The sequence below is a fragment of the Hansschlegelia plantiphila genome (assembly GCF_027922265.1).
GTDB classification, from domain to species: domain Bacteria; phylum Pseudomonadota; class Alphaproteobacteria; order Rhizobiales; family Methylopilaceae; genus Methylopila; species Methylopila plantiphila.
This window is the reverse complement of record NZ_BSFI01000007.1, coordinates 273,484-298,019: the sequence shown is the minus strand read 5'-3', so window position 1 is coordinate 298,019 and position 24,536 is coordinate 273,484. Positions and strand designations below refer to the sequence as shown.

At 66.9% G+C, this 24,536-nt stretch carries 23 protein-coding genes; 11 read left to right on the top strand and 12 right to left on the bottom strand.

Annotated features, from left to right (window positions below):
• Positions 1-164: 164 nt before the first annotated feature.
• Positions 165-1,460, top strand: coding sequence for an MFS transporter (gene tcuC, locus PKE75_RS07750; protein ID WP_271168139.1), 1,296 nt, complete (start codon positions 165-167; stop codon positions 1,458-1,460).
• A gap of 32 nt (positions 1,461-1,492) precedes the next feature.
• Here the strand turns inward: tcuC and PKE75_RS07745 are convergent, their stop codons facing one another.
• From PKE75_RS07745 to PKE75_RS07720, 6 genes are all read right to left on the bottom strand, one after another.
• Entirely contained in the window at positions 1,493-2,677 is a 1,185-nt protein-coding gene (locus PKE75_RS07745) for a glycosyltransferase (protein ID WP_271168138.1), read from the bottom strand.
• Positions 2,678-2,683: 6 nt separating this feature from the next.
• Positions 2,684-3,607 carry a hypothetical protein gene (locus tag PKE75_RS07740; protein WP_271168137.1) on the bottom strand — a complete coding sequence of 308 codons (924 nt, stop codon included), beginning with the start codon at positions 3,605-3,607 and terminating at the stop codon, positions 2,684-2,686.
• A gap of 305 nt (positions 3,608-3,912) precedes the next feature.
• Complete coding sequence (locus PKE75_RS07735) at positions 3,913-6,726, bottom strand: beta strand repeat-containing protein (RefSeq protein WP_271168136.1); 2,814 nt, start codon at positions 6,724-6,726, stop codon at positions 3,913-3,915.
• Positions 6,727-6,959: 233 nt separating this feature from the next.
• Positions 6,960-8,264, bottom strand: coding sequence for a calcium-binding protein (locus PKE75_RS07730; protein WP_271168135.1), 1,305 nt, complete (start codon positions 8,262-8,264; stop codon positions 6,960-6,962).
• A 139-nt stretch (positions 8,265-8,403) separates the two neighbouring features.
• On the bottom strand, positions 8,404-8,685 hold the full coding sequence (locus PKE75_RS07725) for a hypothetical protein (protein ID WP_271168134.1): 282 nt from the start codon (positions 8,683-8,685) through the stop codon (positions 8,404-8,406).
• A gap of 241 nt (positions 8,686-8,926) precedes the next feature.
• Entirely contained in the window at positions 8,927-9,544 is a 618-nt protein-coding gene (locus PKE75_RS07720) for a DsbA family protein (RefSeq protein WP_271168133.1), read from the bottom strand.
• A 214-nt stretch (positions 9,545-9,758) separates the two neighbouring features.
• Here PKE75_RS07720 and minC point away from each other — a divergent pair, with 214 nt between their 5' ends.
• The 6 genes from minC to PKE75_RS07690 all read left to right on the top strand — a co-directional run bounded on the left by minC (position 9,759) and on the right by PKE75_RS07690 (position 14,603).
• Complete coding sequence (minC, locus tag PKE75_RS07715; protein WP_271168132.1) at positions 9,759-10,478, top strand: septum site-determining protein MinC; 720 nt, start codon at positions 9,759-9,761, stop codon at positions 10,476-10,478.
• Between the two features lie 41 nt (positions 10,479-10,519).
• Complete coding sequence (gene minD / locus PKE75_RS07710; protein ID WP_271168131.1) at positions 10,520-11,335, top strand: septum site-determining protein MinD; 816 nt, start codon at positions 10,520-10,522, stop codon at positions 11,333-11,335.
• On the top strand, positions 11,332-11,601 hold the full coding sequence (minE, locus tag PKE75_RS07705) for a cell division topological specificity factor MinE (RefSeq protein WP_271168130.1): 270 nt from the start codon (positions 11,332-11,334) through the stop codon (positions 11,599-11,601). Before minD ends, minE begins: the two co-directional genes overlap by 4 nt.
• 86 nt (positions 11,602-11,687) lie before the next feature.
• Positions 11,688-12,017, top strand: coding sequence for a hypothetical protein (locus tag PKE75_RS07700; RefSeq protein ID WP_271168129.1), 330 nt, complete (start codon positions 11,688-11,690; stop codon positions 12,015-12,017).
• Between the two features lie 226 nt (positions 12,018-12,243).
• Positions 12,244-14,379, top strand: a complete 2,136-nt coding sequence (locus PKE75_RS07695) for a histidine kinase dimerization/phosphoacceptor domain -containing protein (RefSeq protein ID WP_271168128.1) — start codon at positions 12,244-12,246, stop codon at positions 14,377-14,379.
• 71 nt (positions 14,380-14,450) lie between these two features.
• Entirely contained in the window at positions 14,451-14,603 is a 153-nt protein-coding gene (locus PKE75_RS07690) for a DUF3309 domain-containing protein (RefSeq protein WP_271168127.1), read from the top strand.
• A 2-nt stretch (positions 14,604-14,605) separates the two neighbouring features.
• On the opposite strand, the gene PKE75_RS07685 is transcribed toward PKE75_RS07690, so the two are convergent.
• Positions 14,606-15,025, bottom strand: coding sequence for a DUF2147 domain-containing protein (locus PKE75_RS07685; RefSeq protein ID WP_271168126.1), 420 nt, complete (start codon positions 15,023-15,025; stop codon positions 14,606-14,608).
• A gap of 281 nt (positions 15,026-15,306) precedes the next feature.
• Between PKE75_RS07685 and PKE75_RS07680 the strand changes: the two genes are divergently transcribed.
• Positions 15,307-15,621, top strand: coding sequence for a hypothetical protein (locus PKE75_RS07680; RefSeq protein WP_271168125.1), 315 nt, complete (start codon positions 15,307-15,309; stop codon positions 15,619-15,621).
• 87 nt (positions 15,622-15,708) lie between these two features.
• Here PKE75_RS07680 and PKE75_RS07675 read toward each other — a convergent pair whose 3' ends face one another.
• Entirely contained in the window at positions 15,709-16,551 is an 843-nt protein-coding gene (locus tag PKE75_RS07675; RefSeq protein ID WP_271168124.1) for a LytTR family DNA-binding domain-containing protein, read from the bottom strand.
• Between the two features lie 146 nt (positions 16,552-16,697).
• Here PKE75_RS07675 and PKE75_RS07670 point away from each other — a divergent pair, with 146 nt between their 5' ends.
• Together PKE75_RS07670 and PKE75_RS07665 are read left to right on the top strand one after the other, a co-directional pair.
• Positions 16,698-17,540 carry a MipA/OmpV family protein gene (locus PKE75_RS07670; RefSeq protein WP_271168123.1) on the top strand — a complete coding sequence of 281 codons (843 nt, stop codon included), beginning with the start codon at positions 16,698-16,700 and terminating at the stop codon, positions 17,538-17,540.
• Positions 17,541-17,683: 143 nt separating this feature from the next.
• On the top strand, positions 17,684-17,839 hold the full coding sequence (locus PKE75_RS07665; protein WP_271168122.1) for a hypothetical protein: 156 nt from the start codon (positions 17,684-17,686) through the stop codon (positions 17,837-17,839).
• On the opposite strand, the gene PKE75_RS07660 is transcribed toward PKE75_RS07665, so the two are convergent.
• From PKE75_RS07660 to PKE75_RS07645, 4 genes are all read right to left on the bottom strand, one after another.
• Positions 17,809-18,426: a hypothetical protein gene (locus tag PKE75_RS07660; RefSeq protein WP_271168121.1), complete on the bottom strand. Its 618-nt coding sequence runs from the start codon at positions 18,424-18,426 to the stop codon at positions 17,809-17,811. The genes PKE75_RS07665 and PKE75_RS07660 overlap by 31 nt on opposite strands.
• Positions 18,427-18,544: 118 nt before the next feature.
• Positions 18,545-20,233 (bottom strand): DUF262 domain-containing protein, encoded by a 1,689-nt coding sequence (locus PKE75_RS07655; RefSeq protein ID WP_271168120.1) that lies wholly within the window; start codon positions 20,231-20,233, stop codon positions 18,545-18,547.
• 182 nt (positions 20,234-20,415) lie between these two features.
• Positions 20,416-21,111, bottom strand: a complete 696-nt coding sequence (locus PKE75_RS07650) for a spermidine synthase (protein ID WP_271168119.1) — start codon at positions 21,109-21,111, stop codon at positions 20,416-20,418.
• Entirely contained in the window at positions 21,108-21,620 is a 513-nt protein-coding gene (locus PKE75_RS07645) for a YcgN family cysteine cluster protein (protein ID WP_271168530.1), read from the bottom strand. The genes PKE75_RS07650 and PKE75_RS07645 overlap by 4 nt, the downstream gene beginning before the upstream one ends.
• A gap of 160 nt (positions 21,621-21,780) precedes the next feature.
• On the opposite strand from PKE75_RS07645, the gene PKE75_RS07640 reads away from it, so the two are divergent.
• On the top strand, positions 21,781-24,534 hold the full coding sequence (locus PKE75_RS07640) for a transglycosylase domain-containing protein (RefSeq protein WP_271168118.1): 2,754 nt from the start codon (positions 21,781-21,783) through the stop codon (positions 24,532-24,534).
• The last annotated feature ends 2 nt before the right edge of the window (positions 24,535-24,536 follow it).

Sequence of the window (24,536 nt, the reverse complement as noted above, 5' to 3'; positions counted from 1 at the left end):
GACCACCCATGTCCGCCGCGGAACTCGACGTCCGAGAGGGTCCTCCGGTCAAGCCGGAGGACGGCGGCGCTTTAGGATCCTCGGGGAGCGACTTGGGGACAATGGTCGCCTCTCCCGTCCCGCGCTCTATCTCCCGTCCCCGGACAGCGAGGGGAAAACGCGCCATGGCGAACCGCCCGGACCAGTCGAAGATCGCGACCGTGCTCAGGGTCACGAGCGGCAACTTCCTCGAGATGTTCGACTTCTTCCTCTACGGCTTCTACGCCAAATACATCGCCGGCGCGTTCTTCCCCGCGGACAGCGAGTTCGCCTCGCTGATGCTCACCCTGGTGATCTTCGGGGCGGGCTTCCTGATGCGCCCGCTCGGCGCGGTCGTGCTCGGCGCCTATGTCGACCGCATCGGCCGCCGTAAGGGGCTGATCCTGACGTTGACGATCATGGCCGCCGGCACAGTGCTCATCGCCTTCGTGCCGGCCTACGCCACGATCGGGCTCGCGGCGCCGCTGCTCGTGCTGCTCGGGCGCCTCCTGCAAGGCTTTTCCGCGGGCGTCGAGCTCGGCGGAGTCTCGGTCTATCTCGCGGAGATGGCGACGCCTGGAAACAAGGGATTCTATGTCGCCTGGCAGTCGGCGAGCCAGCAGGTCGCGACCGTGGCGGCCGCTGCTCTCGGGCTTGCGCTCGGCCATATGATGGCGCCGGATCAGCTCGCCGCCTGGGGCTGGCGCGCGCCGTTCTTCATCGGCTGCGCGATCGTGCCGTTCCTGTTCGTGATCCGCCGCTCGCTGGCGGAGACGGAGGAGTTCGCGGCCCGCACCCACCGTCCCACGACGTCCGAGGTCTACCGCACGCTCGCGCAGGCCTGGCCGATAGTGCTCGGCGGCATGGCGATGGTGATGATGACCACCGTCTCGTTCTACCTGATCACCGCCTACACGCCGACCTTCGGCGAGCACGAGCTGAAGCTCGACCGCAGCCTGGTGCTGGTCGTCACGATCTGCGTCGGGATCTCGAACTTCATCTGGCTCCCCGTCTGGGGCGCGATCTCCGACCGCATCGGCCGCAAGCCGATCCTGATCGCCTTCACGGTCCTCACTTTGCTCACCGCCTACCCGTCGCTGCGGTGGCTGGCGTCCGACCCGAGCTTCGTGAAGCTGCTGGGCGTGGAGCTATGGCTGTCGCTGCTCTATGGCGGATACAACGGCGCGATGGTGGTCGCGCTCACCGAAGTCGTGCCGGCGGAGATCCGGGCGTCCGGCTTCTCGCTCGCCTACAGCCTCGCGACCACGCTCGGCGGCTTCTCGCTCGCGATCTCGACCTGGCTGATCCAGCTCACCGGCGACAAGGCGGCGCCCGGACTCTGGATGTCCTTCGCCGCGCTCTGCGGGCTGGTCGCGACGGTGTTCCTGTTCGGCCGCGGCAGGCAGGCCGCGCGGGAGGAGTTGGAAGCCGCAAGAGCGTAGCCGCGGCGACCGACCCTCGGAGACGGTCCCTCTCACCCCGTCACCGCCAGAATCCGCTCACGGATCAGCGCGCGTGCGTCGCGGATCAGCAGCGGGCGGAGCTCTTCGGCGAGCGTCCGGGCGCGGGCGGCCATGGCCTCATCGTCGAGCGCTGCGCGCACCGCCGCGCGGAACGCCCCGACGTCGCCGCGCTCCTCGCGGGTCGCGACGCGCAGCGCGCCGGCCGCCTCCGCGCGACGGGCGTGGAACAGCTGCTCGAGGTGCTGGGGAACGCTGACCTGGGGCAGGCCTGCCCCGAGGCCAAGGCACAGGATGCCGTGCTGCGAGGCGTTCAGCATCAGCCGGGTGCGGCGGGCGATCTCGTCGACAGGGACCGGCGCGCGCTCGAGCATCACGCCCTTCGCCGTGAAGCGGGCGGCGAGTTCGTCGGAGACGCCCGGCATGAACATGCGCGTCGGCGCGCCGAGATCTTCGACCGCCTCCATCAGCGCCGGACTGTCGCGTTCGGACGTCGAGAAATAGACGAAGATCTCATCGCCGTGTCCCGCGGAGATCCGCGCCGGCAGATCGGCGACCGGCGGCAGCAGCTCGCGCGTCCGGCGACCGTCATAGGGGTCGAGCATCGGCAGAGTGCGGGCGAGCTGGTCGTCGCAGGCGTAGACCGCCGGCAGCCGGTCGATCTCCGGCACGCCGAGCGGGGTCGCGGCGCGGTTCACGATCGCGACCGTCTCGGCCTCGTCGTAGATCAGCGTGGCGTGGTTCGGCAGGAACACCGGGAACTCCGCCATCTCCGGCGGCGGGCAGCTGTAGCCGACGCCGATCGCGACCGCCGGCACGCCGAGGCCTCGGGCCGCCATCAGCGCGCAGGGCGCGAAGTCGCCGACGACGAGCGAGATCCCGCGGACGCGGATGACCTCCTGCCACCACGCGATCTGCCGCTTCAGGAAGGCCTCGTCCCGGAAGCCGACGTCGCCGAGGAATTCGCCCCAGGTCGCGGCCTTCGCGCCGCCGCGAAGACGGCGCTGCTCTTCGCGGTAGTAGAGATAGGCGGCCGGATAGACCGCCTCGCACGAGGCTTCGAGCTCCGCCGCATACTCCATCCGGCACAGCGCGGCGTCGAAGACGAAACGGTCGCCGAGGGCTTCGGCGACCGTCCGGAGCGTCGTGACATGTCCCCGGCCGGCGCCGCCCTCCCAGGCGAGAAGCGCACGCCGCATCAGCGATCAGTCATAGCCGCAGGGGCCGCCGCAACCGCAGGGCGGCGGAGGCGGCGGCGGGACGGTCCCGCCCGCCTTGCGCCGGCTCGAGACCGAGAACAGGTCGTCCTTGAGCCAGTTGGACGGGTCCGACTCGCGGTGGCGGGCGATCAGCGACTTCGGCGTCGAGCCGAAGTAGAACTTCAGGCCGGCCCACACCGCCTTGTAGTCGTGCTCGCCGACGCGACCTTCCGCGAAGGCGGAGACGTCGAGGCCCTGGAACGGCAGGCGGAACTCCGTCCCGAAGGCCGCGGCGTTCCTGCGGCCGGTGTAGCGGTGGCCGACCGAGACCTTCCAGTCGTCGGTCAGGTAGTAGCTGACGTCGACATAGTCGAAGAACGAGCCGCCGCGCCGGATCCGCTCGAACGAATTCGAGCCGCCCCAGACATGCTCGTAGCCGGCTACGCCGGAAATCGTCAGGCGGTCGAAATAGGCCTCGCCCTCGACGCCGATCTTGCCGTTCCACGCGCCGGCGCGGTTCTCGAAGCCCACCGCAGAGCCATAGACGCCGAGCAGATAGCGGTCGGGGTCGCGGGTGAAGAGATGGGCCGCGCCGCCGCCGACGAAGTCGCCGTCCTGGATCGCCGCCAGGCCGTCGAACTGCGCGCCGAGCGTGGGTCCGAGCGGGAAGGTGACGGAGCCGAGGCCGCCGCCGGAAAAGTCGCCCTTGCGGCCGAACCTGCCGTCGGCCCAGCCGCCGAAGCCCTCGAGCTTGCCGTTGACGGCGTCAACCGCGGGCTTCAGCGCCGGCTCGACGATTGCGAGATCGGCGGCGAAGGCCGGCTCCGCCGACCAAACGGCGCAGGCCAGGCCGATCGCCGTCGTCGACAGCAACCGGACGCGTAGAAACTTCCCCATGAAGGCGATCCCCCGAAACGATTCGGCGGACATGAAACGTCGGCTCTCCCGCGAGAGTCCATAGACGCCGAAGATTATGACGTTTAATTACTGCAAATCTCTATAGTTATCATTTGATCATTGCTGTGAAGGCACAGTTTTCGTCGCTCGCACCGGCAGTATCGACGGATATCACATGGCCGGCGGCGCGGAGCCCGCGAGCGCCGGCGACCGGCCCGATGGCCTGCTTGCGTCCTGGTCCGCGAGAAATCAATTGACGAGGTCACGCCTGCAACTCGCTCGTCCGTCAGACTTCAGGCCGCGCCGCCTTTCCATCGCGAGCGGGTGGGCCGAAGACTTCAGACCACCGTGAAATCCGCCGCCGAGATCGCGGCGTGGTTCTCGAGCGTCGCGAACCGCACCGCCGCATAGGTCGCGCCGGTTCCGTCGCGGTCGAACAGCAGCGCGCCGGTCGAGGCGTCGTAGATGATGCGGTCGGATGAATCGTGCGCGGCGGTCCCGGCGTAGAACGCCGACGACGCCAGCGCGCCCGTCGACAGCCCCGTAAAAACCCCGTTCTCCAGCCGGATCGTGTCGTCCGCCGCCTTGAAGTCGGTGATCACGTCGACATTGCTCGCGCCCAGCGCGTTGGCGAACACGAAGGTGTCGCGCCCCGCCCCGCCCGCGATCCGGTCCGTTCCCTTGCCGCCGTCGAGGACGTTGTCGCCGGTGTTGCCGGCTATCGTGTTCGCCAGCGAGTTGCCGGTCCCGTTGACGTCGCCGTCGCCTGTCAGCCGCAGCCGCTCGATGAACTGCCCCGCCAGCGAGTAGCTCACCGAGCTCAGCACCCGGTCGTCGCCCTGCCCGTCGAGCTCCATCGCCTTGTCGCCGGAGTTCTGGACGTAGTAGTCGTCGTCGCCCTTGGCCCCCGTCAAAGTGTTCACGGCGGCGTTGCCGGTCAGCGTGTTGTCGAGCGAATTGCCTGTGCCGTTGATCTTCGCCGACCCGGTCAGGGTCAGATCCTCGGCGTATTGGCCCGCGAGCGAGAACGTCACGGACGACTTCACCAGGTCGTGGCCCGTCACGTTGGCTTCTATCACCTGGTCGCCGGCGTTCTGGACGTAATAGGTGTCGTTGCCTGCGCCGCCGTCCATCGTGTCGGCGTCGGTCCCGCCGTCGATGACGTTATTCCCGCTATTGCCGATGATGTGGTTCTTGAGCGAGTTGCCGGTCCCGTTGATGTTCCCGGAGCCGGTCAGGGTCAGGTCCTCGACGTACTGGCCGGCCAGCGCGAAGGTCACCGACGAGTTCACCAGGTCCGGGCCTGCGACGTTCGCCTCCACGACCTTGTCGCCGGCGTTGTCCACCGTGTAGGTGTCGGCCCCGCCGCCGCCCGCCATGGTGTCCGCGCCGGCCTTGCCGTCGATGACGTTCGCGAAGACGTTGCCGGTGATCTGGTTCGCGAGCGCGTTGCCGGTCGCCGTGCTGCCGTCATAGGCGTCGTTCAGCAGAATCAGGTTCTCGACATTGTCCGGCAGCGTGTAGCTGTCGTCGCACTTGACCGTGTCCGTGCCGGCGTTCGCCGCCTCCGTCACGACGTCGGTGCTCTGCCCGATGATGTAGGTGTCGTCGCCGCCGCCGCCGGCGAACACGTCATGCCCCGCGGGCCCGGGCGGCCTGCCGCCGCCGTTGAGCACGTTGTCGGCGTCGTTGCCGGTGAAGGTGTCGCTGACGGTGCTCGAGCCGGTGAGGTTCTCGATGCTGATGAAGGTGTCCCGGCCGACGCCCGTGTTCTGCGCCGAGGTCAGGCGCAGATCGACGGTCGTAGGGCTCCCGAAGACAATCTCGACGGTGTCCGTGTCGGCGCCGCCGTCGAAGCGGTCGTCGCCGAGCCCGTCGATGAACCGATCGTCGCCGGCGCCGCCCGACAGGCTGTCACCGCTCGGGCTGTCGTTGATCACGTCGGCGCCCTTCCCGGCGTTGACCTTCATCGCGCCGCCGGTCACGCCCTGGATGAAGTTGGCGGCGCTGTCGCCCGTGATCGTCTCGACGATCTGCATCATCCGATTGTGGATCTCGCCGGCGTCGTCGTCCTGGTAGCTGACGACGAACTCTCCGCGCGGCCCGCCTAACGGTCCTCCCGGGATCGCGGCGATCGTCGCCGAGTGGGTCACGTCGACGGAGCCGTCGATCAGGATCGGGGCGCCGGTCAGCGGCCGGCCGGTCGCCGGATCGGTGAGCGTCACGTAGATGTCCTGATCGCGCAGCTCGCCGCCGTCGTACAGGTTCTGCGTGAAGGCCGTCGCGTAGACGCCGCCAAATAGGCCGATCGCCGCCGTCGCGGTGTCGCCGATCTCTCCGCCGCCATGCGTCACCTGCACGTAGCTCTGAGTGCGGCCGTCCGGCGAACGGGCGAAGACCGCGACCTCCGTCGCGCCGGATTCGTTGTCCTCGTAGCTGATCGTGAAGCCGCCGCCGCGGGCGGCCGCGACGCTTGGATGGCGGTTGACGTCGCCGACGTCGTCATAGGCGGCCGCGGCGGTCCGCACCGAGCCGTCGGCGTTGTAGGTCGCGTACCAGATCGCGCTGCGCCCGCCGGCGTCGGTGCGGTCCCAGGCCACCACGATTCCGCCGTCGCTCAGGACGGCGACGCTGGCGTTCTCGTCGTCCGCCGCCGATTGGTCGATCGCGAAGCTCTTGACCTCGCTGAGATCGCTGCTCTTGTGGATGCTGAGCCAGATGTCGTGGTCGGTCGCGGAGTAGTCCTGCTGCCAGGCGACCGCGACCGTTCCGACGTACTGCTGCGCCGAGATGTCGGAATGCGACGACGTTCCGGCCAGACTGGTGGAGGTCGCCCGTTGTCCGCCTCCGAAACTGTTGGAGGTCCCCGAGAACAGTGTGATGTAGCCGTCGGCCCCGGTCGCGGAGCCAATGAAACGATCGTCGCCCCCATTGGCGAGCGACGCCTCCGTGCAGGGACCGATCCCAAAGGAGTTCGGCAAGCTCCCGCTGGAGTTGAACAGCTTGATCCTGACGTTGGTCCCGTCATCCGTCGCGACGGCGAACGCGCCGTCGGTGAGCCCGCACACGTCCGGTCGCGTATCCTGGGGGGCGTTCAACTCATAGGCGAACGAACCGATGGTCTGCAACGAGTAGCTGATCGTGACCGTCATGTCCGTTCCCCCCGGACGGTTGTGGCTCGGTCCAGCCGAGCGTTTCCATGCAGTCTGAGCGAGAGTGCGTCGACGCGCCAGTTAAACCTGCGGGCCCGCGGGAACGCGGAGCCGGGCCGAAGTGATATGCGTGACCATGCGTGCGACGGCGTCCCGAGCTCCGGCGCCGTCTCGGGCGCGCCTGCGTCGAGATCCTTGGGTCGCCGCTCGGCGTCCCGGACCGTTGAGGACGATCACACCACGGTAAAGTCCGCCGCCGTGATCGTCGCATGGTTCTCAAGCGTCGCGAACTGCACGGCCGTGTAGGTCGCGCCCGTGCCGTCGCGGTCGAAGAACAGCGCTCCGGTGGTCGCGTTGTAGATGACGCGATCCTGCGCGTCGGCGGCCGTCGTCCCGATGTGGAAAGCGTCCGCCGCCAGCGCGCCCGTCGACAGCCCCGTAAAAACCCCGTTCTCCAGCCGTATCGTGTCGTCCGCCGCCTTGAAGTCGGTGATGTGGTCGACGTTGCTCGCGCCGAGCTTGGTGTCGAACACGAAGGTGTCCGCGCCGCTCCCGCCGGCCATCGTGTCGGCGCCCGACCATCCGTCGATGACATTGTCGCCCGCATTGCCGGCGATCGTGTTGTTCAGCGTGTTGCCGGTGGCGTGGACGTCGCCGTCGCCGGTCAGGCGCAGCCGCTCGACATATTGGCCGGTGAGCGCGTAGCTCACGGAGCTCAGCACGCGGTCGTTCCCCTGGCCGTCAAGCTCCTTCGCCACGTCGCCAGCGTTCTGGACGTAGTAGTCGTCGTCGCCTCCGCCGCCCGACATCGTGTCGGCGCCGGCGCCGCCGTCGAGCACATTGTCGCCCGCGTTGCCCACGATGGCGTTGTTCAGCGAATTGCCGGTGGCGTCGATGTCGTCGAAGCCGGTCAGCGTCAGCTTCTCGATGTATTGGCCGGCGAGCGAGAAGGTCACGGTCGAGTACACCTGATCGGCGCCCTGTCCATCAAGCTCCACGACCTTATCGTCCACGTTCTGGACGTAATAGGTGTCGTTTCCCTTCCCGCCGGTCAGCGTGTTGGCGGCGGAGTTGCCGGTGAGGACGTTGTTCAGGCTGTTGCCGACGGCGTCTATCGCCTGGTCGCCTGTCAGCGTGATGTTCTCGACATACTGTCCGGCGAGCGAGAAGGTGACGGAGGCGTTGACGAGGTCGACGCCAGACTCATTATTTTCGATGACCTGGTCGCTTGCGTCGTCCACGAAGAAGGTGTCGCCGCCCGCGCCCCCATACATGACGTCGACGTCGAGCCCGCCGTCGATCGTGTCCGCGCCCGCGTCGCCATGCAGGAGATCGTAGCCGGATCCTCCGTCGATGCTGTCGTCGCCGCCGCCTCCGGAGCCGGTGTCGCTCCCATCGGACATCAGGAGCGTGTCGGCGGCGCTCCCCATGGCGATCGTGTCCCGGCCTTGGGTCCCGACAAACGTCGAGCTGCCGAAGAGCTCAAAAAGCGCCGCCGGAGAGGCGTTGAACGCGGCGTAGGCGTCGTCGAAGGACATACTCACCCCGGTGATATAGCAATCGGGCTCCCCTCCAACGGGGCCAAATCTTATATCCGTGAGATTCCCTGCGGCGATCGTCCTACTGAATATTACACTGTAGGACATGTCCGGCGTATAAAATTCAAGATGATTATCGTCACTGGCGTATACATTCCAGACGTGCGCGACGTACTGCAGGATGCTGGCGATGTCGCTGCCGTTTGATGTCGGACCAATAGTCGCCATTGTCTTTCCCCTCAGGCTGACCCGGGCCGATGTCGTTGGAAATGCGTCGCCACTGGAATGCGGGCTTCGCCGCTGCCCAGACAATCATGAAATCCGCGGCTGCGATCGTCAGGCGGGTGGCGAGCGTCGCGAACTGCGCCGCGGCGTAGGTCGCGCGGTCGAAGACCAGCGGTCCATGGGCCGGAGCCAGCAAAGAAGAGGTCCGAGCCGAGACCTTCAGCGCTGTCGATGGTGCTGGCGATCGTCGTCATAATGCCCCACGCCGCCGCAACCAGATGTTCGTTTGAACAAGTGCTAGCTGGCCGAGGCGGGGCCGCCTAGGTGGGAACACCACGTATGTCGCTGATGCGAAAGCAGAACCGCCGGGCGCTCGTATTGGGGCGCTGCGCTTTCTGAATTCGCGGAGAGGGCCGTCGGCGCCTCGACGTTCGCCGCTAGCGGGCCTTAGCGCGCGCCCTCGCCTGCGCGACGGCGTCCTTGAACTGATCGTAGTCGGGCGCGGCGGCGACCAGCAGCGGACCGATGAGGTAGACCGGCGTGCCGGCGAAGCCCATGCCCTTGGCCTGCGCGTCGTTGCGCTTGAGCAGGGCGACGATCTCGGCGTCGTGGGCCGCGGCGTCCGCCTCGAGCCGGGCCATGTCGATCCCCGCCGCCTTCACGGCCTCCAGCATCTTCGCCTGCGGGATCTTGGCGCCCTTGAGCGACATCAGCGCCTTGTGCGCGACGTCGTATTTGCCCTGATACTTGGCCGCGAGCGCGATCTTCGCGGCATAGACCGAGGATTCCGCGAGGATCGGCCAGTCCTTGTAGACGAGGCGGATGTCGCCGTCGGTCTTCACGAGCTTTTCGAGCGCGGGGGCGGATTTTTTGCAGAAGCCGCAGTTGTAGTCGAGATAGGCGACGATCGTGACGTCGCCCTTCGGGTCGCCGGAGACCGGGGCCGCGGGGTCGCCCACGATCATCTCGCGCGACAGCGTGGCCGGATCGGCGAAAGCGCCGGCCGGCGCCAGCAGCGCGAGGCCCAGGCTGAGCGCGCGGAAAAATCGGGTCATCGGCGACGTCTCCTTCGCGGGCCCCGCCCGCCTCCCAGCACCTAGCCCATGGCGCCGTGGCGGGAAAGCGGCGGGGCGGCCCCGCGCGCTCCCCAACCTCCGGGCCCGCGCTCGGCAAAAACTGCCGGGGCATTAACCGGCCGTTAACCCAGGTCGCCGGAAGGTTAATTCAACGCTTCGTTAACCCTGAAGAGTTCCTGGGGATCCCAAGCCCGTGTCGCCAGCCGCCGCCCTGCAGATCGTACCCAAGACCCCGAGCGCCCAGAAGCGCCGCCCCATCCGGTTCCGCGGCCGCTCCTTCATGGCGCTGGTGCTGGCGCCGGAGGCGCCCGCCGACGACTGGCTGCTGGAGCTCGACCAGCTCACCGCCCGCTCGCCGGGCTTCTTCGGCGGCCGGCCGGTGGTGCTCGACGTCTCGGGCCTGAAGCCTTCGGCGCGCGCCATGGGCCTGCTGCTGACCGAGCTCGAAGCCCGCGGCGTCCGCACCATCGGCGTCGAAGGCTGCGATCCGAAGACGCTCGAAGGCCCCTACGCCAGGCTCGCCATGCCGATAGGCGGCCGCGCGGCCGGCGAGCTTTCCGCCCCCGAGGCCCCCGCCCCGCAGGCGACATCGCTCGTCATCGACCAGCCGGTCCGCTCCGGCCAGACCATCACCTTCCCGCATGGCGACGTCACGATCTGCGGCTCGGTCGCCTCCGGCGCCGAGATCGTCGCGGCGGGCTCCATCCACGTCTACGGCGCGCTGCGGGGACGCGCGATCGCGGGTTCGGCCGGCAACGCCAAGGCGCGGATCTTCTGCCGCAAGCTCGACGCCGAACTGCTGGCGATCGACGGCGTCTACATGACGACAGACGATCTCGACAAGGGCCTCAGAGGCAAACCCGCCCGGGCCTGGCTGAACGGCGAAATCCTGAGCGTCGCGGCGCTCGACTGAACATCCGGGGCGACCCAGACTTTTCCGAGGGAGAAATAGAGATGGCTGAAGTTTTGGTCGTCACGTCGGGCAAGGGAGGCGTCGGCAAGACCACGTCGACCGCAGCTCTCGGCGCGGCGCTTGCGCAGACCGGCCAGAACGTCGTGGTCATCGACTTCGACGTCGGCCTGCGCAACCTCGACCTCGTCATGGGGGCCGAACGCCGGGTGGTCTATGACCTGATCAACGTCGTCCAGGGCGACGCCAACCTCAACCAGGCGCTGATCAAGGACAAGCGGGTCGACACGCTCTCGCTGCTGCCGGCGAGCCAGACCCGCGACAAGGACGCGCTGACGGCCGAGGGCGTCGAGCGCGTCATCAACGAGCTCAAGGGCCGCTTCGACTGGATCATCTGCGACAGCCCCGCCGGCATCGAGCGCGGCGCTTATTTCGCCATGCGCCACGCCGATCTCGCGGTGATCGTCACCAATCCGGAAGTGTCCTCGGTGCGCGACAGCGACCGGATCATCGGCCTGCTGGACTCGAAGACCGAGAAGGCCGAGCGCGGCGAGCACATGGAGAAGCTGCTGCTCCTCACCCGCTACGACCCGATCCGGGCCGAGCGCGGCGACATGCTGAAGGTCGACGACGTGCTCGAGATCCTCTCGATCCCGCTGCTCGGCATCATCCCGGAGAGCCCCGAGGTCCTGAAGGCCTCGAACCTCGGCTCGCCGGTCACCCTCTCGAACCCGATCTCCGCGCCCGCCCGGGCCTATGCCGACGCGGCGCGCCGCCTGAGGGGCGAGACCATCGAGATGACGGTGCCGAGCGAGCGCAAGCGCTTCCTCGGCGGCCTGTTCGGCCGGAGGGCGGCATGAGCGTTCTGAAGTTCTTCTCGCGGCGCACCTCCGCGCCCGCGGCCCGGGAGCGACTGCAGCTCCTGCTTGCGCATGAACGCGCCGTGTTCGGACGGACCGACCTCGTCGCCCAGCTCAAGGACGAGATCCTGGCGGTGATCGCCAAGCACATCTCGATCGACCCCGAAAAGGTGCGGATCACCACCGACACCCGCGACACGCTGGCGACGCTGGAAGTCGACATCGAGATCCGCACGCCGAACGGCGGCCTGAAAATGGCGAGCTGAGCGGCCGCTCCGCCTCCTGGAAAAACGATGGCGCCGCGAGCCTGTTTGTGGCGCCATCGACGATCCGAGGCGGAGGATTGCGGGCGATGGCGAGGGTGACTTTTCCGGCAGGCGGCGACGTCGCACAGACGATCAATCCCTGGCGCTTCTTCTTCATGCCGTTCGGCAGCCAGTTCGGCCTGATCAACATCGACCTCGGCCGTTCGTCGGATCCCGACACGGAGCGCGAGGTCCTCGACGACGTCGCGAGCTACGGACGCCAGCTCGGACGGATGGGCGACGCGCTCGCCGTGCTGCTTGACCATTTCCACCCTGAGCGACCGCTCACCGAGACCGAGCGGGACGCCGTCGACGACCTGCGCTCGATGCTGGCGGAAATCGCGCGGGTTAAGCGCAGGCGCGCCCGCCGTCGCTGAGCAGCGGACCGCGATCGTCTCCCGTATAGGACCGGCGCCGCGTCCCGCCGGAGCGCCTGCGCCGACGCGCGCGGCCTGCCGGTCGGCGTCAAACAGAGCGAGTCTTCGCTCGCTAAGTGGCGGACCGGTAATTTAGTACGGATCACATGTCCAAAGACGTTTATCCACGCGTTGAACGTGTGCGATAGCGGTCGCGGGGTCTCGTGCAGACGGGGAATAGTCGCGAGTGGACATTTCTGGCCTGACGGCATGCGATCGCGAACCGATCCACATCCCGGGAGCGATCCAGCCCCACGGCCTCCTTCTTATCGTCGATCCCGAACGCATGGTCGTCGCCGCGGGAGCCGGGAACGTCGAGGCCAGGCTGAGCGTCGATGACTTCGTCGGCCGTCCGCTGGACGACATCCTGCCGTCAGAGATCGCGGCGAGGGCGCATGCCGTGGCGGCTCGCCGTTCGCCGCTGACCTATGTCGGTCTCGCGCGCTCCGTCCGCGGCGAGCTGCTCGACGTTACGGCTCATCTGTCCGGTGATCGGCTGATCGTCGAACTGGAGGCGGGCGACGTCGACGGAGCGCCGCCCGGCGTCCTGCTGAACGACCTCGAAACGGTCGCGGCCGCCTTCGAACGCGCGCCGACGCTCGAGGATCTCTGCCGGGTCGCGGCCGTCGAGTTCCGGCGGCTCACCGGCTACGACCGGGTGATGATCTACCGCTTCCTCGACGACGAGTCCGGCTCGGTGGTCGCGGAGGATCGGCGCGAAGACCTGCGGTCGTTCCTCAACCACCGCTTCCCCGCATCGGATATTCCGAAGCAGGCGCGGGCGCTTTATCTCCGCAATCCCATCCGCGTGATTCCCGACATCGACTACGAGCCGGCGCCGGTGCGCCCGTCGACCGGGCCCGAGCCGCTCGACCTGAGCGACGCGTCGCTCCGCAGCGTCTCTCCCATTCATCTGCAATATCTGCGGAACATGGGGGTCGCGGCGTCAGCGTCGGTGTCGATCGTCAAGGACGGCGCGCTGTGGGGCCTTGTCGCCTGCCACAACGCCACGCCCAGGACGATCCCCTACGCGGTTCGCGGCGCGTGCCGGGCGCTCGGCGGCGCGCTCGCCCGCCAGATCAAGGTGAAGGACGAGACCGACGCCTTCCGCGAGCGCGTCCGGCTGAGAAGCTTTCAGGACGACCTTGTCTCGCTGCTGTCGCGCGAGGGTTCGCTCGACGACGCGATCTCGAATCACGTCGACGAGATCCGCCGCGCCTTCGGCGGCGACGGCGTCGTGATCCTGAGGGGCCCCGACCTGCTCACAAACGGCCGGTGCCCCTCATACGCGGAAATTCGCGAAATCGCGGCGTGGGCGTTGCCGCGGAGCGTCGAGACCGTGTTCGCCACCGACCACCTCCTGAGCCTTTGTCCGCCCGCGCAATCCTGTCCGGACCTTGCAAGCGGACTGCTGTCGATCACGCTGTCGACGAATGAGCCGTGGCAGGTGATCTGGCTCCGCGCCGAGGAGATCGAAACCATCGAGTGGGCCGGCAACCCGCACAAGGACGACCACGGCGAGCCGGGCGCAGCTCTGACGCCTCGCGCGTCCTTCGAGGTCTGGCGCGAGCGGGTGAGCGGCCGCTCCAGACGCTGGACCACATCCGAGCTCGAAGCCGCGGGCCGGCTTCGCTCGGCGGTCGTCGAGGTTTGGCAGGCGCGGCGGCTGCGCGAGCTCAACCGGCGACTGGTCGCGACGATCGACGAGAAGGACCTGCTGATCCAGCAGAAGGAGTTCCTGATCGGCGAGGTCAACCACCGCGTGCAGAACAGCCTGCAGCTGGTGTCGAGCTTCCTCGCGCTGCAGGCGCGCGGAGCGGAGATTCCAGGGCTGTCCGCGGCGCTCGAGGAGGCTCGCCGCCGCCTGTCGGCGGTCGCACTCGTCCATCGCCGGCTCTATCGCGCCGACCAGGTCGAATCCGTCGACGCCGCCCGTTATGTCGAGGAGTTGGTCGCCGACATCTCGTCCTCGATCGGGGACGACTGGGCCGCGGCCCTGTCGCTCGATCTCGCGCCGGTGCTGCTGCCGACGGACCGGGCGATCAGCCTCGGCCTGATCCTGACCGAGCTCGTGATCAACGCCACCAAATACGCCTATGGCGGCGCCGCAGGTCCGCTTTCGATCTCGCTCTACGAGGACCGCGCCAACTTCCGACTGGTGGTCGCCGACCGCGGCGCGGGCCGCCCCGCAGCCGGCCGGCGAGGTTTCGGCTCCCGGATGATCGACGCGCTGGTGCGGCAGCTCGGCGGCGAACTCACCTATGAGGCCAACACGCCTGGCTTGAAGATCACCCTCGCCGCGACCGCCGCCCGCCAGGCCTAGACGGCGGCGCGGAACCGTCGAGGGCTTTCGTGGGTTCTGCTCCTCACAAGAGCGAGAGGACAGAAAGCCCCATGTCGACGATTTTGATCATCATCTTGGTTCTGCTGGTCATCGGAGCGTTTCCGGCGTGGCCCTATTCGCGCGGCTATGGCTACGGCCCGAGCGGAATCCTCGGCGTTATCCTGATCGTGCTGGTGATCCTGGCGCTGACAGGCCGCATCTAGCCTCAGCGCAGCCGGCGCAGCACCTGCGTTTTGCAGAGCACGCCGGCGACGCAGCCCTGAAGCTGCAGCCGGTCCGCACCGTCAACGACGATGCGGCCCGAATAGGTCCGCCCGTCGTCCGGGTTGTAGACCGTCCCGCTCCAGGCGTCGCCGTCCGGCCGCATGTCGCTCACGAGAGACACGCCGACGACCGGTCGGCTGCGCAGGGCAAGGTTCGGGTTCCGGACGTCCCGCTTCGGACGGCCCTCCCGGTCGTTTGGCTTCTTCAGACCAACGAGCGTCGCGCACAGGCTGTCGCCGCAGGCGGTGATGCGCACCTGCGCCTTGTCCTTCGGCGTGCTCCAGAGCCCGGCGGGGACCGGCTCGGCGTAGGCTGATGAAACGACGGCCAGAAGGCCTGCGGCGAGCAGGGCTCGGATCATAAAGCGGATCCTCTCGAAGTGGACAGCGGCGAACTCACCGCCATGTGGGCGCCAGGGCTGCGAAAGAAAAGCCGTCGTGCCAAAAATCGTTACGCGCTTTCCGGCGTCGATCGCTTGCATCCCGACCAATGTCGTTTCGTGGAACCTTGGCATCTACCGGACGTTTGAGCAGCCTAACGCCGCATTGACGCATGATCGCCGGGATAAAAACACGAATCTGTTCCGATGAATGCTTTCCGCCCCGGGGACTGCTCTGCAGCGGCTCGTGGAGATCGTTGAAAATGACGTCCAAGTTGACCGCCGCCCTTCTCGTCGCCTCGGCCGCGACCTTGCTTCCGCTCGGCGCCTACGCCACCGAGCCGATGCCGCCTGCCTCCTCCACCGGGGACTCCCTGCGGGACGGGAACCGTACGAACATGGAGAACACCCGGGAGCGCGCGCCGCAGCCGAACGCGCAGGTTCCCTCGTCCCCCGCCCCGTCCCAGAACGTCGGCACGGCGCGCCCGGACACGACCAATACGGCGCCGAAGCACAAGATGAACAAGAACGCCGCCAAGGTGAAGAAGACCCCGAAGCCGACCCAGACCGACGACTGACCGTCGCTGCGCAGACGCGTACAGGCCGGCGTCCCCATGCGGACGTCGGCCGTTTTTTGCGTCCCGCCAGCCGATTGCCGCGTTCGATCAGCCTCGGGCGACCACCGCGGTCTCGGTCGCCTTGAGGTAGCGTTGCGACACCGGCGCCATCAGCCCGTTGGTCAAGCGCAGCTGCGCGGTGCGGCCGGTCCGTTCAAACGCCTCGATCGCCTCGTCGGACACCCACCAGGAGCGATGCACCTGGCCTCCCGAAATCGGCGCGGCCTCGTTGATGGCGTCGCTGAGGCGCAGCAGAACGAGCGAGGAGCCTTGGTCTGTGTGCACGCGGACATAGTGGTCCTCCATCTCCAGACAGAGCAGGCGGCCGCGCAGCGCTGACGGCAGCCGCGCCACGAGGCGGCTCTGGACCGCGGCGTCGGTGGCGGTCTGGTCCCCGCCGTCGTCGCGGCGTTCCGCGGCGTCGACAGCGGTCTGAGGACCCGCCGGCGCCGGATGGCCGGCCGTCTCGGGCGACGGCGCCAGCACCGCGGTGGACACCAGCGCCACGACGCACCCGATCAGGGCGGTCTGCCAGTAGAGCTCGACGACCTCGGACAGGCTGGCCTGCCATCCCGTCAGGGCATGCGCCGCGGGAGCCACGACAAGGATCATCGGCGCCGCCGTCAGGCCGACGATCACGGCCTGGCGGGACCATCGCCCCGCCCTGCGATAGAGCTCGACCCGGCCGAGGGCCATGCCGACGAGGGTGGCGACGACGAACCAGCAGGCCAGCAGCCCAGCCCAGAACCCCAGGCGCGCCAGAAACGGCTGTTGATCGGTGCTGTAGGGGCCGAGCAACGCAAAGGCCAGGCCGAGCGCGAGCGCGAGACAGGCTTCGGCCGACCGCCGGCGCAGCCAGTCGCCCCCCTGCACATTGGCGAAATCACGCATCGCGAAACGGCCCCGATCTCCGAAACCGCCAGTGTGGCGAAGACTTTGGCGTAATTGCGAAGCCTCCCTCGCCGGGCGTCGCCGATCCCCTGCATACCCGACGAACCGCGCCGTCGCCTCAGACGGCATGGCGAGGGGGTTTTGCAATGAGTGAGTTTCGCTTGAGGAGCGTCGCGGCGCTGGCGACGGTGGCGCTTGGGATCGGTTACGCCGGAAGCGCGCTTGGCGCCGACATGCCGCCGGCCGAGGTCGAGCCCGACGTCGCCGCGAACGACCGCGTGGTCTCCGCCTTCGTCGCGATCGGCGGCGGCATGGCGCCGGAATACGCCGGCTCGAAGCGCTACAAGGCGATCCCGTTCGTGGTGGCGAACCTCGGCTGGCGCGGCATGGAGCTCCAGATCAGGGGGACGGAGGCCCGCCTCGACGTCCTCGGCGACAGCGCGTGGTCGTTCGGGCCGGTGGTCAAATACCGCGGCGAGCGCGACCACGACGTCAAGGGGCCGGTGCGGAAGCTCGAGAAGGTCGACGCTGCGGTCGAGGTCGGCGGCTTCGTCGGATACAAGTTCGGCGGCGACTCCAACGGCCAGGGCGCGGTGAGCCTCACGCTGACCGCCCTGCAGGACGTCGCCGACGGTCACGACGGCTTCACGGTCGCGGCCGGCGTCTCCTACGCGGCGCTCAGGTGGGGGCCGCTCTACGTCAACCTCGATTCCGACGTGACCTACGGCAGCAAGAAGTTCAACCGCGCCTATTTCGGCGTGACCGAGGCCGGCGCGGCGCGCTCGGGCCTCAGCGCCTATCGCCCGGACGCCGGCGTCAGGGACGTCACCGCCGGTCTCGCGGTCGGCTATCAGCTGAGCGAGCATTGGGGCGTCGTCGCCCGCGCCGCCGTCACCCGCTATGTCGGCGACGCCGCCGACAGCCCGATCGTCAAGAACGGCGCCAAGACCGGCGGACTGGCCGGGCTCGGCGTCACCTATCGCTACTAAGGCCACCTCCCCCGCGTCCCGCAATCGGGCGAGATCGACGTCGCGTTCCCGCGTCCCCACGCGGCGACGTCCCCGCCCGAGGCGACGGCCGCAGGCCCTTCTGCGGCCGTCGCACCATCGAAACGACAGGAAACAGGCACGGGATGATCGTCGCGCTCTCCGAAATCCTCAGCCTCGCCGCACGCCTCCGGTCGGCCCTCTCGGCGCTCGCCGCGGAGATGCTGGCGGGCGAAGGCCTGACGCAGGACGAGCGCGACGCGCTGCTCCATCAGGTCGCGTCGAACGCGCCCCGGCCCTGAACGCCCTCCCCGGCCTCCTCCGCCTCGACCGTCGCCTGCAGCGCCTCGAGCTGGCGGGCGAGCCGCCTGCGCATCTCGTCGAGCTCGGCGTCGTCCTGATCGGCTGACGCGCTCCGCCGCGGCCCTTGCGCCTCCGAGCGGTAGCGGGCGATCTCGACCAGAGCCTTGGCGAGGTTCTGCACCGCGCGGCCGGTCTTCTCGCTGTCGAGCACGGTCAGCGCCGCGAGCGCGACGCGCTCCTGCATCAGCTCAAGCGCCTTCAGTTGCCCGACGACGACCGCCTCCGCCCGGTCGATCGCGGCGCGCCTGTCGTCCAGCACCCGCTGGCCGACCGCCGCGAGCTCCACGTCGCGCGAGGCCGCGGCCTCGAGCGCCAGCGCGTCGACCTCCTCGACCCGCAGGCGCCTCCGCCGCCACCCCCAGCGCTTCACCCGCCGGTAGAAGGTGTTGACGCCAAGCCCCAGAATCCGCGCGATGTCGCGCGGCGACAGGTCCGTCTCCTCATAGAGGGTCCTGGCCTGCGCGATCTCGTCGGGGGTGTGGTGGCGGAAGGCGGGCATGAGGGGCGTCGGGATGACAAGTTCCATGAACATAGCTCCCGGACCGCCGGATGTCTATGATTTTTTTCCTACTAGCGTATCGCCTCGTAACACCACTATAGCGTTAGCACCGGACATCGCCTTGACCTTCACGGTCCACATTGCATTAAATGTTCCAGATCTCGTTATACCCAACGCCTGCTAAATGAACGCCGCGTTCAGCGATCATTTTGTCGGACCATTTATTAGATTTCTTCAGAAAGTCGTCGGGATACACGTTATTGGACACTTCAAAAAACGGCTTCTTGGCCACGAAGGATTTGTTATCAAGCTTCCCATTTAGGCCTTCGTTCATGAAAATAAGATTTCCGATGGCACCGACATCGAATTCGTCGTTGGTCTCCTCGCCGTTAGACTGAGGCTGAATATGCTCGATTGTGAGCATACCTACGTCGATCTCCGCAGGCATTCCGTAGTGGCGAGCCAGTTTGGTTAGGACGTAGCGTACCAACGGCCGCTCTCGCGTGTATGTGTCTCGATAAGTTATACGAGTAAACTGCAAAGAGAACTCCGTCTCGTCGGGGACGCGCTCTCGAAACTTGTCCTTCATATCGGCAAGCACATTAGCAAAGCTTTGGCCTGAATCACATGCCATGGTACTCTGAGCAAGTTTTGCATACATATTGGACACGCCGCCACCACCGCGAGACTGCATTAACGCATTGAACTGGAATGTAAATTTCTCAATTAAATCGAACGCGCCGCGTGTAGATTTCAGAGATATCACTTTTCTCTCGTACTGCGTCATAATAGCAAGCATTAGAGGAGCTACTTGGGCCACGCCAAATACTTTAATAGCACTTAACGATTCTTGTAGCGGGCGCTCCTCTTTGGCGAATTTGAATTCCAAAGGAGCCATGCAGCGAACATAAGTCCGAGCAGCAGCATTAACTTCATCGAGCCAATTTTTTGCGTTATTTTTCTTAATCTTTTCCTTAAATTTGAGAAATAAATTCGCCTTTGAAACATACGACTGGCTTGATAGCCAATAATGCAATATAAAAGAGTCAGGATCGATCATGACCGTTACGCTGTTCAGCGTCTCCATCATTTCGCTCCAGTTATCCCTTGCAGTATCTAAACCTTTTGTCTTTTGTGGTATAAGTCGCATAAAATGGTTCTTTAGCAAGTCCGATACACGAAGATCCTTTCCACGTGTATTTAGTGTTTCAAATATGACGTAAGCATCATCCTCGTTATCTAATTCGATGCTTATGAAATGCATCTGAAGCAGGCAATCCCTTATATGCTTTAGATAATCAACGGACTCTTTTCTTTTATTAGAAAAAGTGTTTTTAAGGTGCAAGTTTAAGCCTGATTGCAAAAATCGGTACGCTGCTTGCAAATTTAACTGCTGCGGACCTTCAGGAGCTGCCTTGTGATCCGGCTTCTGAGACTGAATAGCATACTGTAGATATCGATCTGCCGGATCGTGCTCTAAAACAAAACGCCTTTTATCGTCCAAATCTCGCGCTTCAATCAGTTTATGGACGGCCTCTGATGGTCCGGCCTCGTCCAAATCCGCCAATGCATCTCTAATTATCGACAGCATGATCGTTATCGTTGTTATTCTTTGCTGCCCGTCAACGATAAATAGAACGTTTTTTTCTTTCTGATCTGCAAAAATAACCACAGAACCCATAAAATAGTCGGGATCGGAACGGTCCTTCAAATCATTCCAAAACTCTGTAAGGTTCTCTCGGTCCCAATCGTATGGCCTCTGAAACCGAGGAACCTTCAGAAAACTCCCCCGTAGGACGTCGGCAAGAGTCTTCGATACAGGTGTGACTTTCATCGTTTTCTCCGTTCAATAAAGGAGACGAAATTCCGTCTAAATATGCAACCTCTATTAGCTGGTGACGGTAAAACGCGCATAGATTAGGTGTCGCAGATGATTCAGGCGCCGGCCGTCGTCCCGTCGCAGCGGAAGATGCGGGCGGCCTCGTGCCAGCCCGGCAGCTCCGAGCGGGCCTCAGCTCACCTCCGCCGCGCCCCCGCCTCCCCCTTCGTCGCAATCCAGATCACGTGGCGGGCGCCCTTGCCGGCGCGGTGGGCGCGGACGCGGTGCTCTTCGGTCGTAAAGCCGGATTTGAACAGCCGGGCGCCGAACGCCTTGTCCGGCCCCTGCGACCACACCGCGAGCACGCCGCCGGGCTTCAGCGCCGCGCGGGCGTCGCCCAGGCCCTCGACGCCGTAGAGGCCGTCGTTCGAGGCGCGCGTCATGCCCTCCGGGCCGTTGTCGACGTCGAGCAGGATGGCGTCGTAGCCGCCGCGCCCGGCGCGGATCACGGCGCCGACGTCGTCCTCGACGATCGTGACCCGCGGATCGCTCAGGCTGTCCCCGAAAATCTCCGCCATCGGCCCGCGCGCCCAGGCGACGACCGCCGGGACCAGCTCCGCGACCACGACGGAGGCGCCGGCCGGCAGGACCTCGAGCGCGGCGCCGAGCGTAAAGCCCATGCCGAGGCCGCCGATCAGCATGCGCGGCCGCGCGCGGTCGCTGATTTTCTCGAAAGCGAGCGTCGCCAGCGCCTTTTCGGAGCCGCTCAGCCGGCTGTTCATCAACTCGGCCTGCCCGATGCGGATCGAGAATTCGCTTCCCCGCCGCGACAGCCTGAGCTCGCCGCCGCCGCCCGGCGCCTTGGCCGTGTCGAGATGGACCCAGGGGATCATGGCGTCCGTCTCTTGCCCCGCTTCACCCACTTGCCCGGCCAGCTGACGATGCGGTCCTCCAATGCGTCGACGCCGACCTCGGTCTCCGGGCCGAACACCTTGTCGCGGACCGAGATTCCGGCTTCGTGCACGGTGTCGGGGGAGCCGGAGACCAGCGGGTGCCACCAGGCGAGGTCCTTGCCGTCGCGGATCAGGCGGTAGCCGCAGGTGAGCGGCAGCCAGCCGATGTCCTCGACCGTCTGCGGGGTGAGCTGCACGCAGTCGGGCACCACCGCCGCGCGGTTGGGGTAGTCCGAGCAGCGGCAGGAGGCGCAGTCGAGCAGGCGGCAGGAGACGTCGGTGTAGTAGACGCGCTCGGTGTCCTCGTCCTGCAGCTTCAGCAGGCAGCAGCGGCCGCAGCCGTCGCACAGGCTCTCCCATTCCGGCGCGGTCATCTCGTCGAGACCCTTCACCTTCCAGAAAGGCTGGACGTCGTCCTCTTGGGCTGCGCCGAGAAGGTTTTTGGCCATTTCGAGAAGGTGGTGGCTCATCGCGGGATGCAGGTTCCGTGCGTTATGGGGATACCGCGCGGCATGGGTCTTGCGCGGCGGGAGAGAACGCGTCAAGTCCGTCCCGGGCTGACGCCACGCTCAAGCGAGGTTCGGGGGGTTGGACGAGTTCGGGCAAGGCTTGCGCGACAGCGCGCTTCGGCTGGCCGCCGGCCTGCGCCGGGCGGCCGCGCGCGGGCTCGACCACGGGCTGAGGGCGGCGGACGAGGCGCAGCGCCGGTTCGAGGCCTGGGCCGACCGCACGCTGACGGCGGCCGAGGCGGCGAAGGCCGAGCGCCGCGCCGCGGCCGAGCAGGAAAGACAGACGAAAGAGGCGCGAGCCTTCACCTCTCCCCTGGGGGGAGAGGTCGACGCGGCGTCAGCCGCGGCGGGTGAGGGGGCGTCGCGTTCTCCGGAAAGGTCCAGGCCCCCTCACCCGGCGCTGCGCGCCGACCTCTCCAAGCGAAGTCGGATGTTTCCGACTTCGCCATTCCGGCTCGCTCAATTCGGGAACACCCGAATTGAGCCGGGGCGAGGTGAAGAGCGCGATCCGGCGATCGGGCGGGGACCGAACGAGGCGCAGGCCCTCACCTCTCCCCGGCGGGGAGAGGTCGACGCGGCGTCAGCCGCGGCGGGTGAGGGGGTGTCGCGTTCTCCGGAAAGGTCCAGGCCCCCTCACCCGGCGCTGCGCGCCGACCTCTCCCCGCTGGGGAGAGGTGAAGAAGGGCGGCCTGCATCGACGAAGGTCCGGCGCCCGTTCAGCTGGCGGAACGCGCTGCTCGGGCTCGATTCCTGGCTCGACGACACGGTCTGGAAATCCGGGCCGACGCTGTCGCGCAAGTGGGATTCGGTCTGCGCGGCGTTCGACGGGTTCCGCGTCCGCGGCTGGCGGCGCTGGACGGTCGAGCTCGCGTGCGAGGGGCTGACGATGGGCGCGGTCGCGGCCACCCTGCTGCTTGCGCTCGCGGTGCCGGCGTTCCAGGAGACCGGGGACGACTGGCTGAGCCGCGCCGACCTCTCCGTCACCTTCCTCGACCGCCACGGCGTCGAGCTCGGCAAGCGCGGCGTGATGCAGAACGACGGCATCCCTCTGAGCGAATATCCCGACCACCTGATCAAGGCGGCGCTCGCGACCGAGGACCGGCGCTTCTACCAGCATTTCGGCATCGACGTCGCCGGCACGCTGCGCGCGATCGTGACCAACGCCAAGGCGAACGGGGTGCGGCAGGGCGGCTCGTCGATCACCCAGCAGCTCGCGAAGAACATCTTCCTGTCGAACGAGCGGACGCTGGAGCGCAAGATCAAGGAGGCGTTCCTCGCGCTGTGGCTGGAGCACCACCTCAGCAAGGACGAGATCCTGAAGCTCTATCTCGACCGCGCCTATATGGGCGGCGGGGCGTTCGGCGTGGACGCGGCGGCGCATTTCTATTTCGGCAAGTCCGCGAAGGAGGTGACGCTCGCCGAAAGCGCGATGCTCGCCGGGCTGTTCAAGGCGCCGACCAAGTTCGCGCCGCACGTCAACCTCGCCGCGGCGCGGGCGCGGGCCAACCAGGTGCTCGACAATCTGGTCGACGCCGGCTTCATGACCGAGGGCCAGGTGCAGGCGGCGCGGTTCAATCCGGCGACGCCGGTCGCGGTCGCGCAGGCGTCGAGCCCGGACTATTACCTGGACTGGGCGTTCAACGAGGTCCGCCAGATGGCGAAGGACGGCGCCTTCGGCGACCAGCGGGTGCTGACGGTCCGCACCGCGCTCGACCCCGCGCTGCAGCGCCACGCGGAAGGCTCGATCGAGCAGATGCTGCGGCAGTACGGCGACCGCTACGACGTCGACCAGGCGGCGGCCGTCGTCATGGAGCCGGAAGGCGCGGTGCGCGCCATGGTGGGCGGGCGCGATTACGGCCAGAGCCAGTTCAACCGCGCGGTCGACGCGCTGAGGCAGCCGGGCTCGTCGTTCAAGACCTACGTCTACGCCGCCGCCTTCGCCTCGGGCCGCTATACGCCCGACAGCGTCATCGTCGACGCGCCGTTCTGCGTCGGCAACTGGTGCCCGCGCAACTACGGACGCCGCTTCGCCGGCAAAGTCCAACTCATCAACGCTTATGCGAGGTCGATCAATACTGTGCCTGTTCGTCTGGCGCTTGCAATCGGGCAGAAGCCGGTCATCGACATCGCGCACCGCATGGGCATTCGCACCAAGCTTGATCCGGGCCGCGCGCTCGCGCTCGGCGTTGAAGAAGTCACCGTGCTCGACCACACCTCGGCCTACGCCACCATCGCGAATGGCGGCCGCCGCGCCCCGCCCTATGCGGCGATCGAGGTGGCGGACTCCAAGGGCGACGTGGTCTGGCGGCGCGACCGCGACGGCAAGAAGCCGGAGCAGGCGCTCGCCCCCTATATCGTCGCCGACATGACGCGGATGATGCTGGCGGTGACTGAAGGCGGCACCGGCGGCCGCGCGCGGCTCGACGGCTTCCAGGTCTGCGGCAAGACCGGCACCTCGCAGTCCTACCGCGACGCCTGGTTCGTCGGGTTCACAGGCTCGCTGGTCGGCGGCGTCTGGTTCGGCAATGACGATTTCACGGCCACGCGTGAGATGACCGGCGGCTCGTTGCCCGCGATGACGTGGAAGGACATCATGACCTTCGCCCATCAGGGCTTCGCGCCGCGGCCGATCCCGGGCCTCAAGCTGCCGGCCGGAGGACAGGCGGTCGCCTCTCAGGCGCCGGCCGATAGCGGCGATTCCGGGCTTTCGCGCTCGCGCAACCTGACCGACGACGCCGCGCGCGTGCTGAACGCCATCGTCTCGGACGTGGCGGCGGCCGGGGGTCCGAAGCCGGAGCGCGCTTCTCTCATCCTTCCCGCCGCCGGCGCCGGGGCGCCGGTCGTGACGCCGTAGAG

Excerpts from the sequence above, each read along its gene's own strand:
- PKE75_RS07740 (WP_271168137.1), bottom strand. The coding sequence starts at position 3,607 with ATGTCCGCCGAATCGTTTCGGGGGATCGCCTTCATGGGGAAGTTTCTA.
- PKE75_RS07660 (WP_271168121.1), bottom strand. The coding sequence starts at position 18,426 with ATGGAACTTGTCATCCCGACGCCCCTCATGCCCGCCTTCCGCCACCAC.
- PKE75_RS07665 (WP_271168122.1), top strand. The coding sequence starts at position 17,684 with ATGATCGTCGCGCTCTCCGAAATCCTCAGCCTCGCCGCACGCCTCCGG.
- PKE75_RS07680 (WP_271168125.1), top strand. The coding sequence starts at position 15,307 with ATGACGTCCAAGTTGACCGCCGCCCTTCTCGTCGCCTCGGCCGCGACC.
- PKE75_RS07745 (WP_271168138.1), bottom strand. The coding sequence starts at position 2,677 with ATGCGGCGTGCGCTTCTCGCCTGGGAGGGCGGCGCCGGCCGGGGACAT.
- tcuC (WP_271168139.1), top strand. The coding sequence starts at position 165 with ATGGCGAACCGCCCGGACCAGTCGAAGATCGCGACCGTGCTCAGGGTC.
- PKE75_RS07670 (WP_271168123.1), top strand. The coding sequence starts at position 16,698 with ATGAGTGAGTTTCGCTTGAGGAGCGTCGCGGCGCTGGCGACGGTGGCG.
- PKE75_RS07675 (WP_271168124.1), bottom strand. The coding sequence starts at position 16,551 with ATGCGTGATTTCGCCAATGTGCAGGGGGGCGACTGGCTGCGCCGGCGG.
- minD (WP_271168131.1), top strand. The coding sequence starts at position 10,520 with ATGGCTGAAGTTTTGGTCGTCACGTCGGGCAAGGGAGGCGTCGGCAAG.
- PKE75_RS07685 (WP_271168126.1), bottom strand. The coding sequence starts at position 15,025 with ATGATCCGAGCCCTGCTCGCCGCAGGCCTTCTGGCCGTCGTTTCATCA.
- PKE75_RS07650 (WP_271168119.1), bottom strand. The coding sequence starts at position 21,111 with ATGATCCCCTGGGTCCATCTCGACACGGCCAAGGCGCCGGGCGGCGGC.
- minE (WP_271168130.1), top strand. The coding sequence starts at position 11,332 with ATGAGCGTTCTGAAGTTCTTCTCGCGGCGCACCTCCGCGCCCGCGGCC.
- PKE75_RS07655 (WP_271168120.1), bottom strand. The coding sequence starts at position 20,233 with ATGAAAGTCACACCTGTATCGAAGACTCTTGCCGACGTCCTACGGGGG.
- PKE75_RS07700 (WP_271168129.1), top strand. The coding sequence starts at position 11,688 with ATGGCGAGGGTGACTTTTCCGGCAGGCGGCGACGTCGCACAGACGATC.
- PKE75_RS07645 (WP_271168530.1), bottom strand. The coding sequence starts at position 21,620 with ATGGCCAAAAACCTTCTCGGCGCAGCCCAAGAGGACGACGTCCAGCCT.
- PKE75_RS07720 (WP_271168133.1), bottom strand. The coding sequence starts at position 9,544 with ATGACCCGATTTTTCCGCGCGCTCAGCCTGGGCCTCGCGCTGCTGGCG.
- PKE75_RS07690 (WP_271168127.1), top strand. The coding sequence starts at position 14,451 with ATGTCGACGATTTTGATCATCATCTTGGTTCTGCTGGTCATCGGAGCG.
- PKE75_RS07735 (WP_271168136.1), bottom strand. The coding sequence starts at position 6,726 with ATGACGGTCACGATCAGCTACTCGTTGCAGACCATCGGTTCGTTCGCC.
- PKE75_RS07730 (WP_271168135.1), bottom strand. The coding sequence starts at position 8,264 with ATGTCCTTCGACGACGCCTACGCCGCGTTCAACGCCTCTCCGGCGGCG.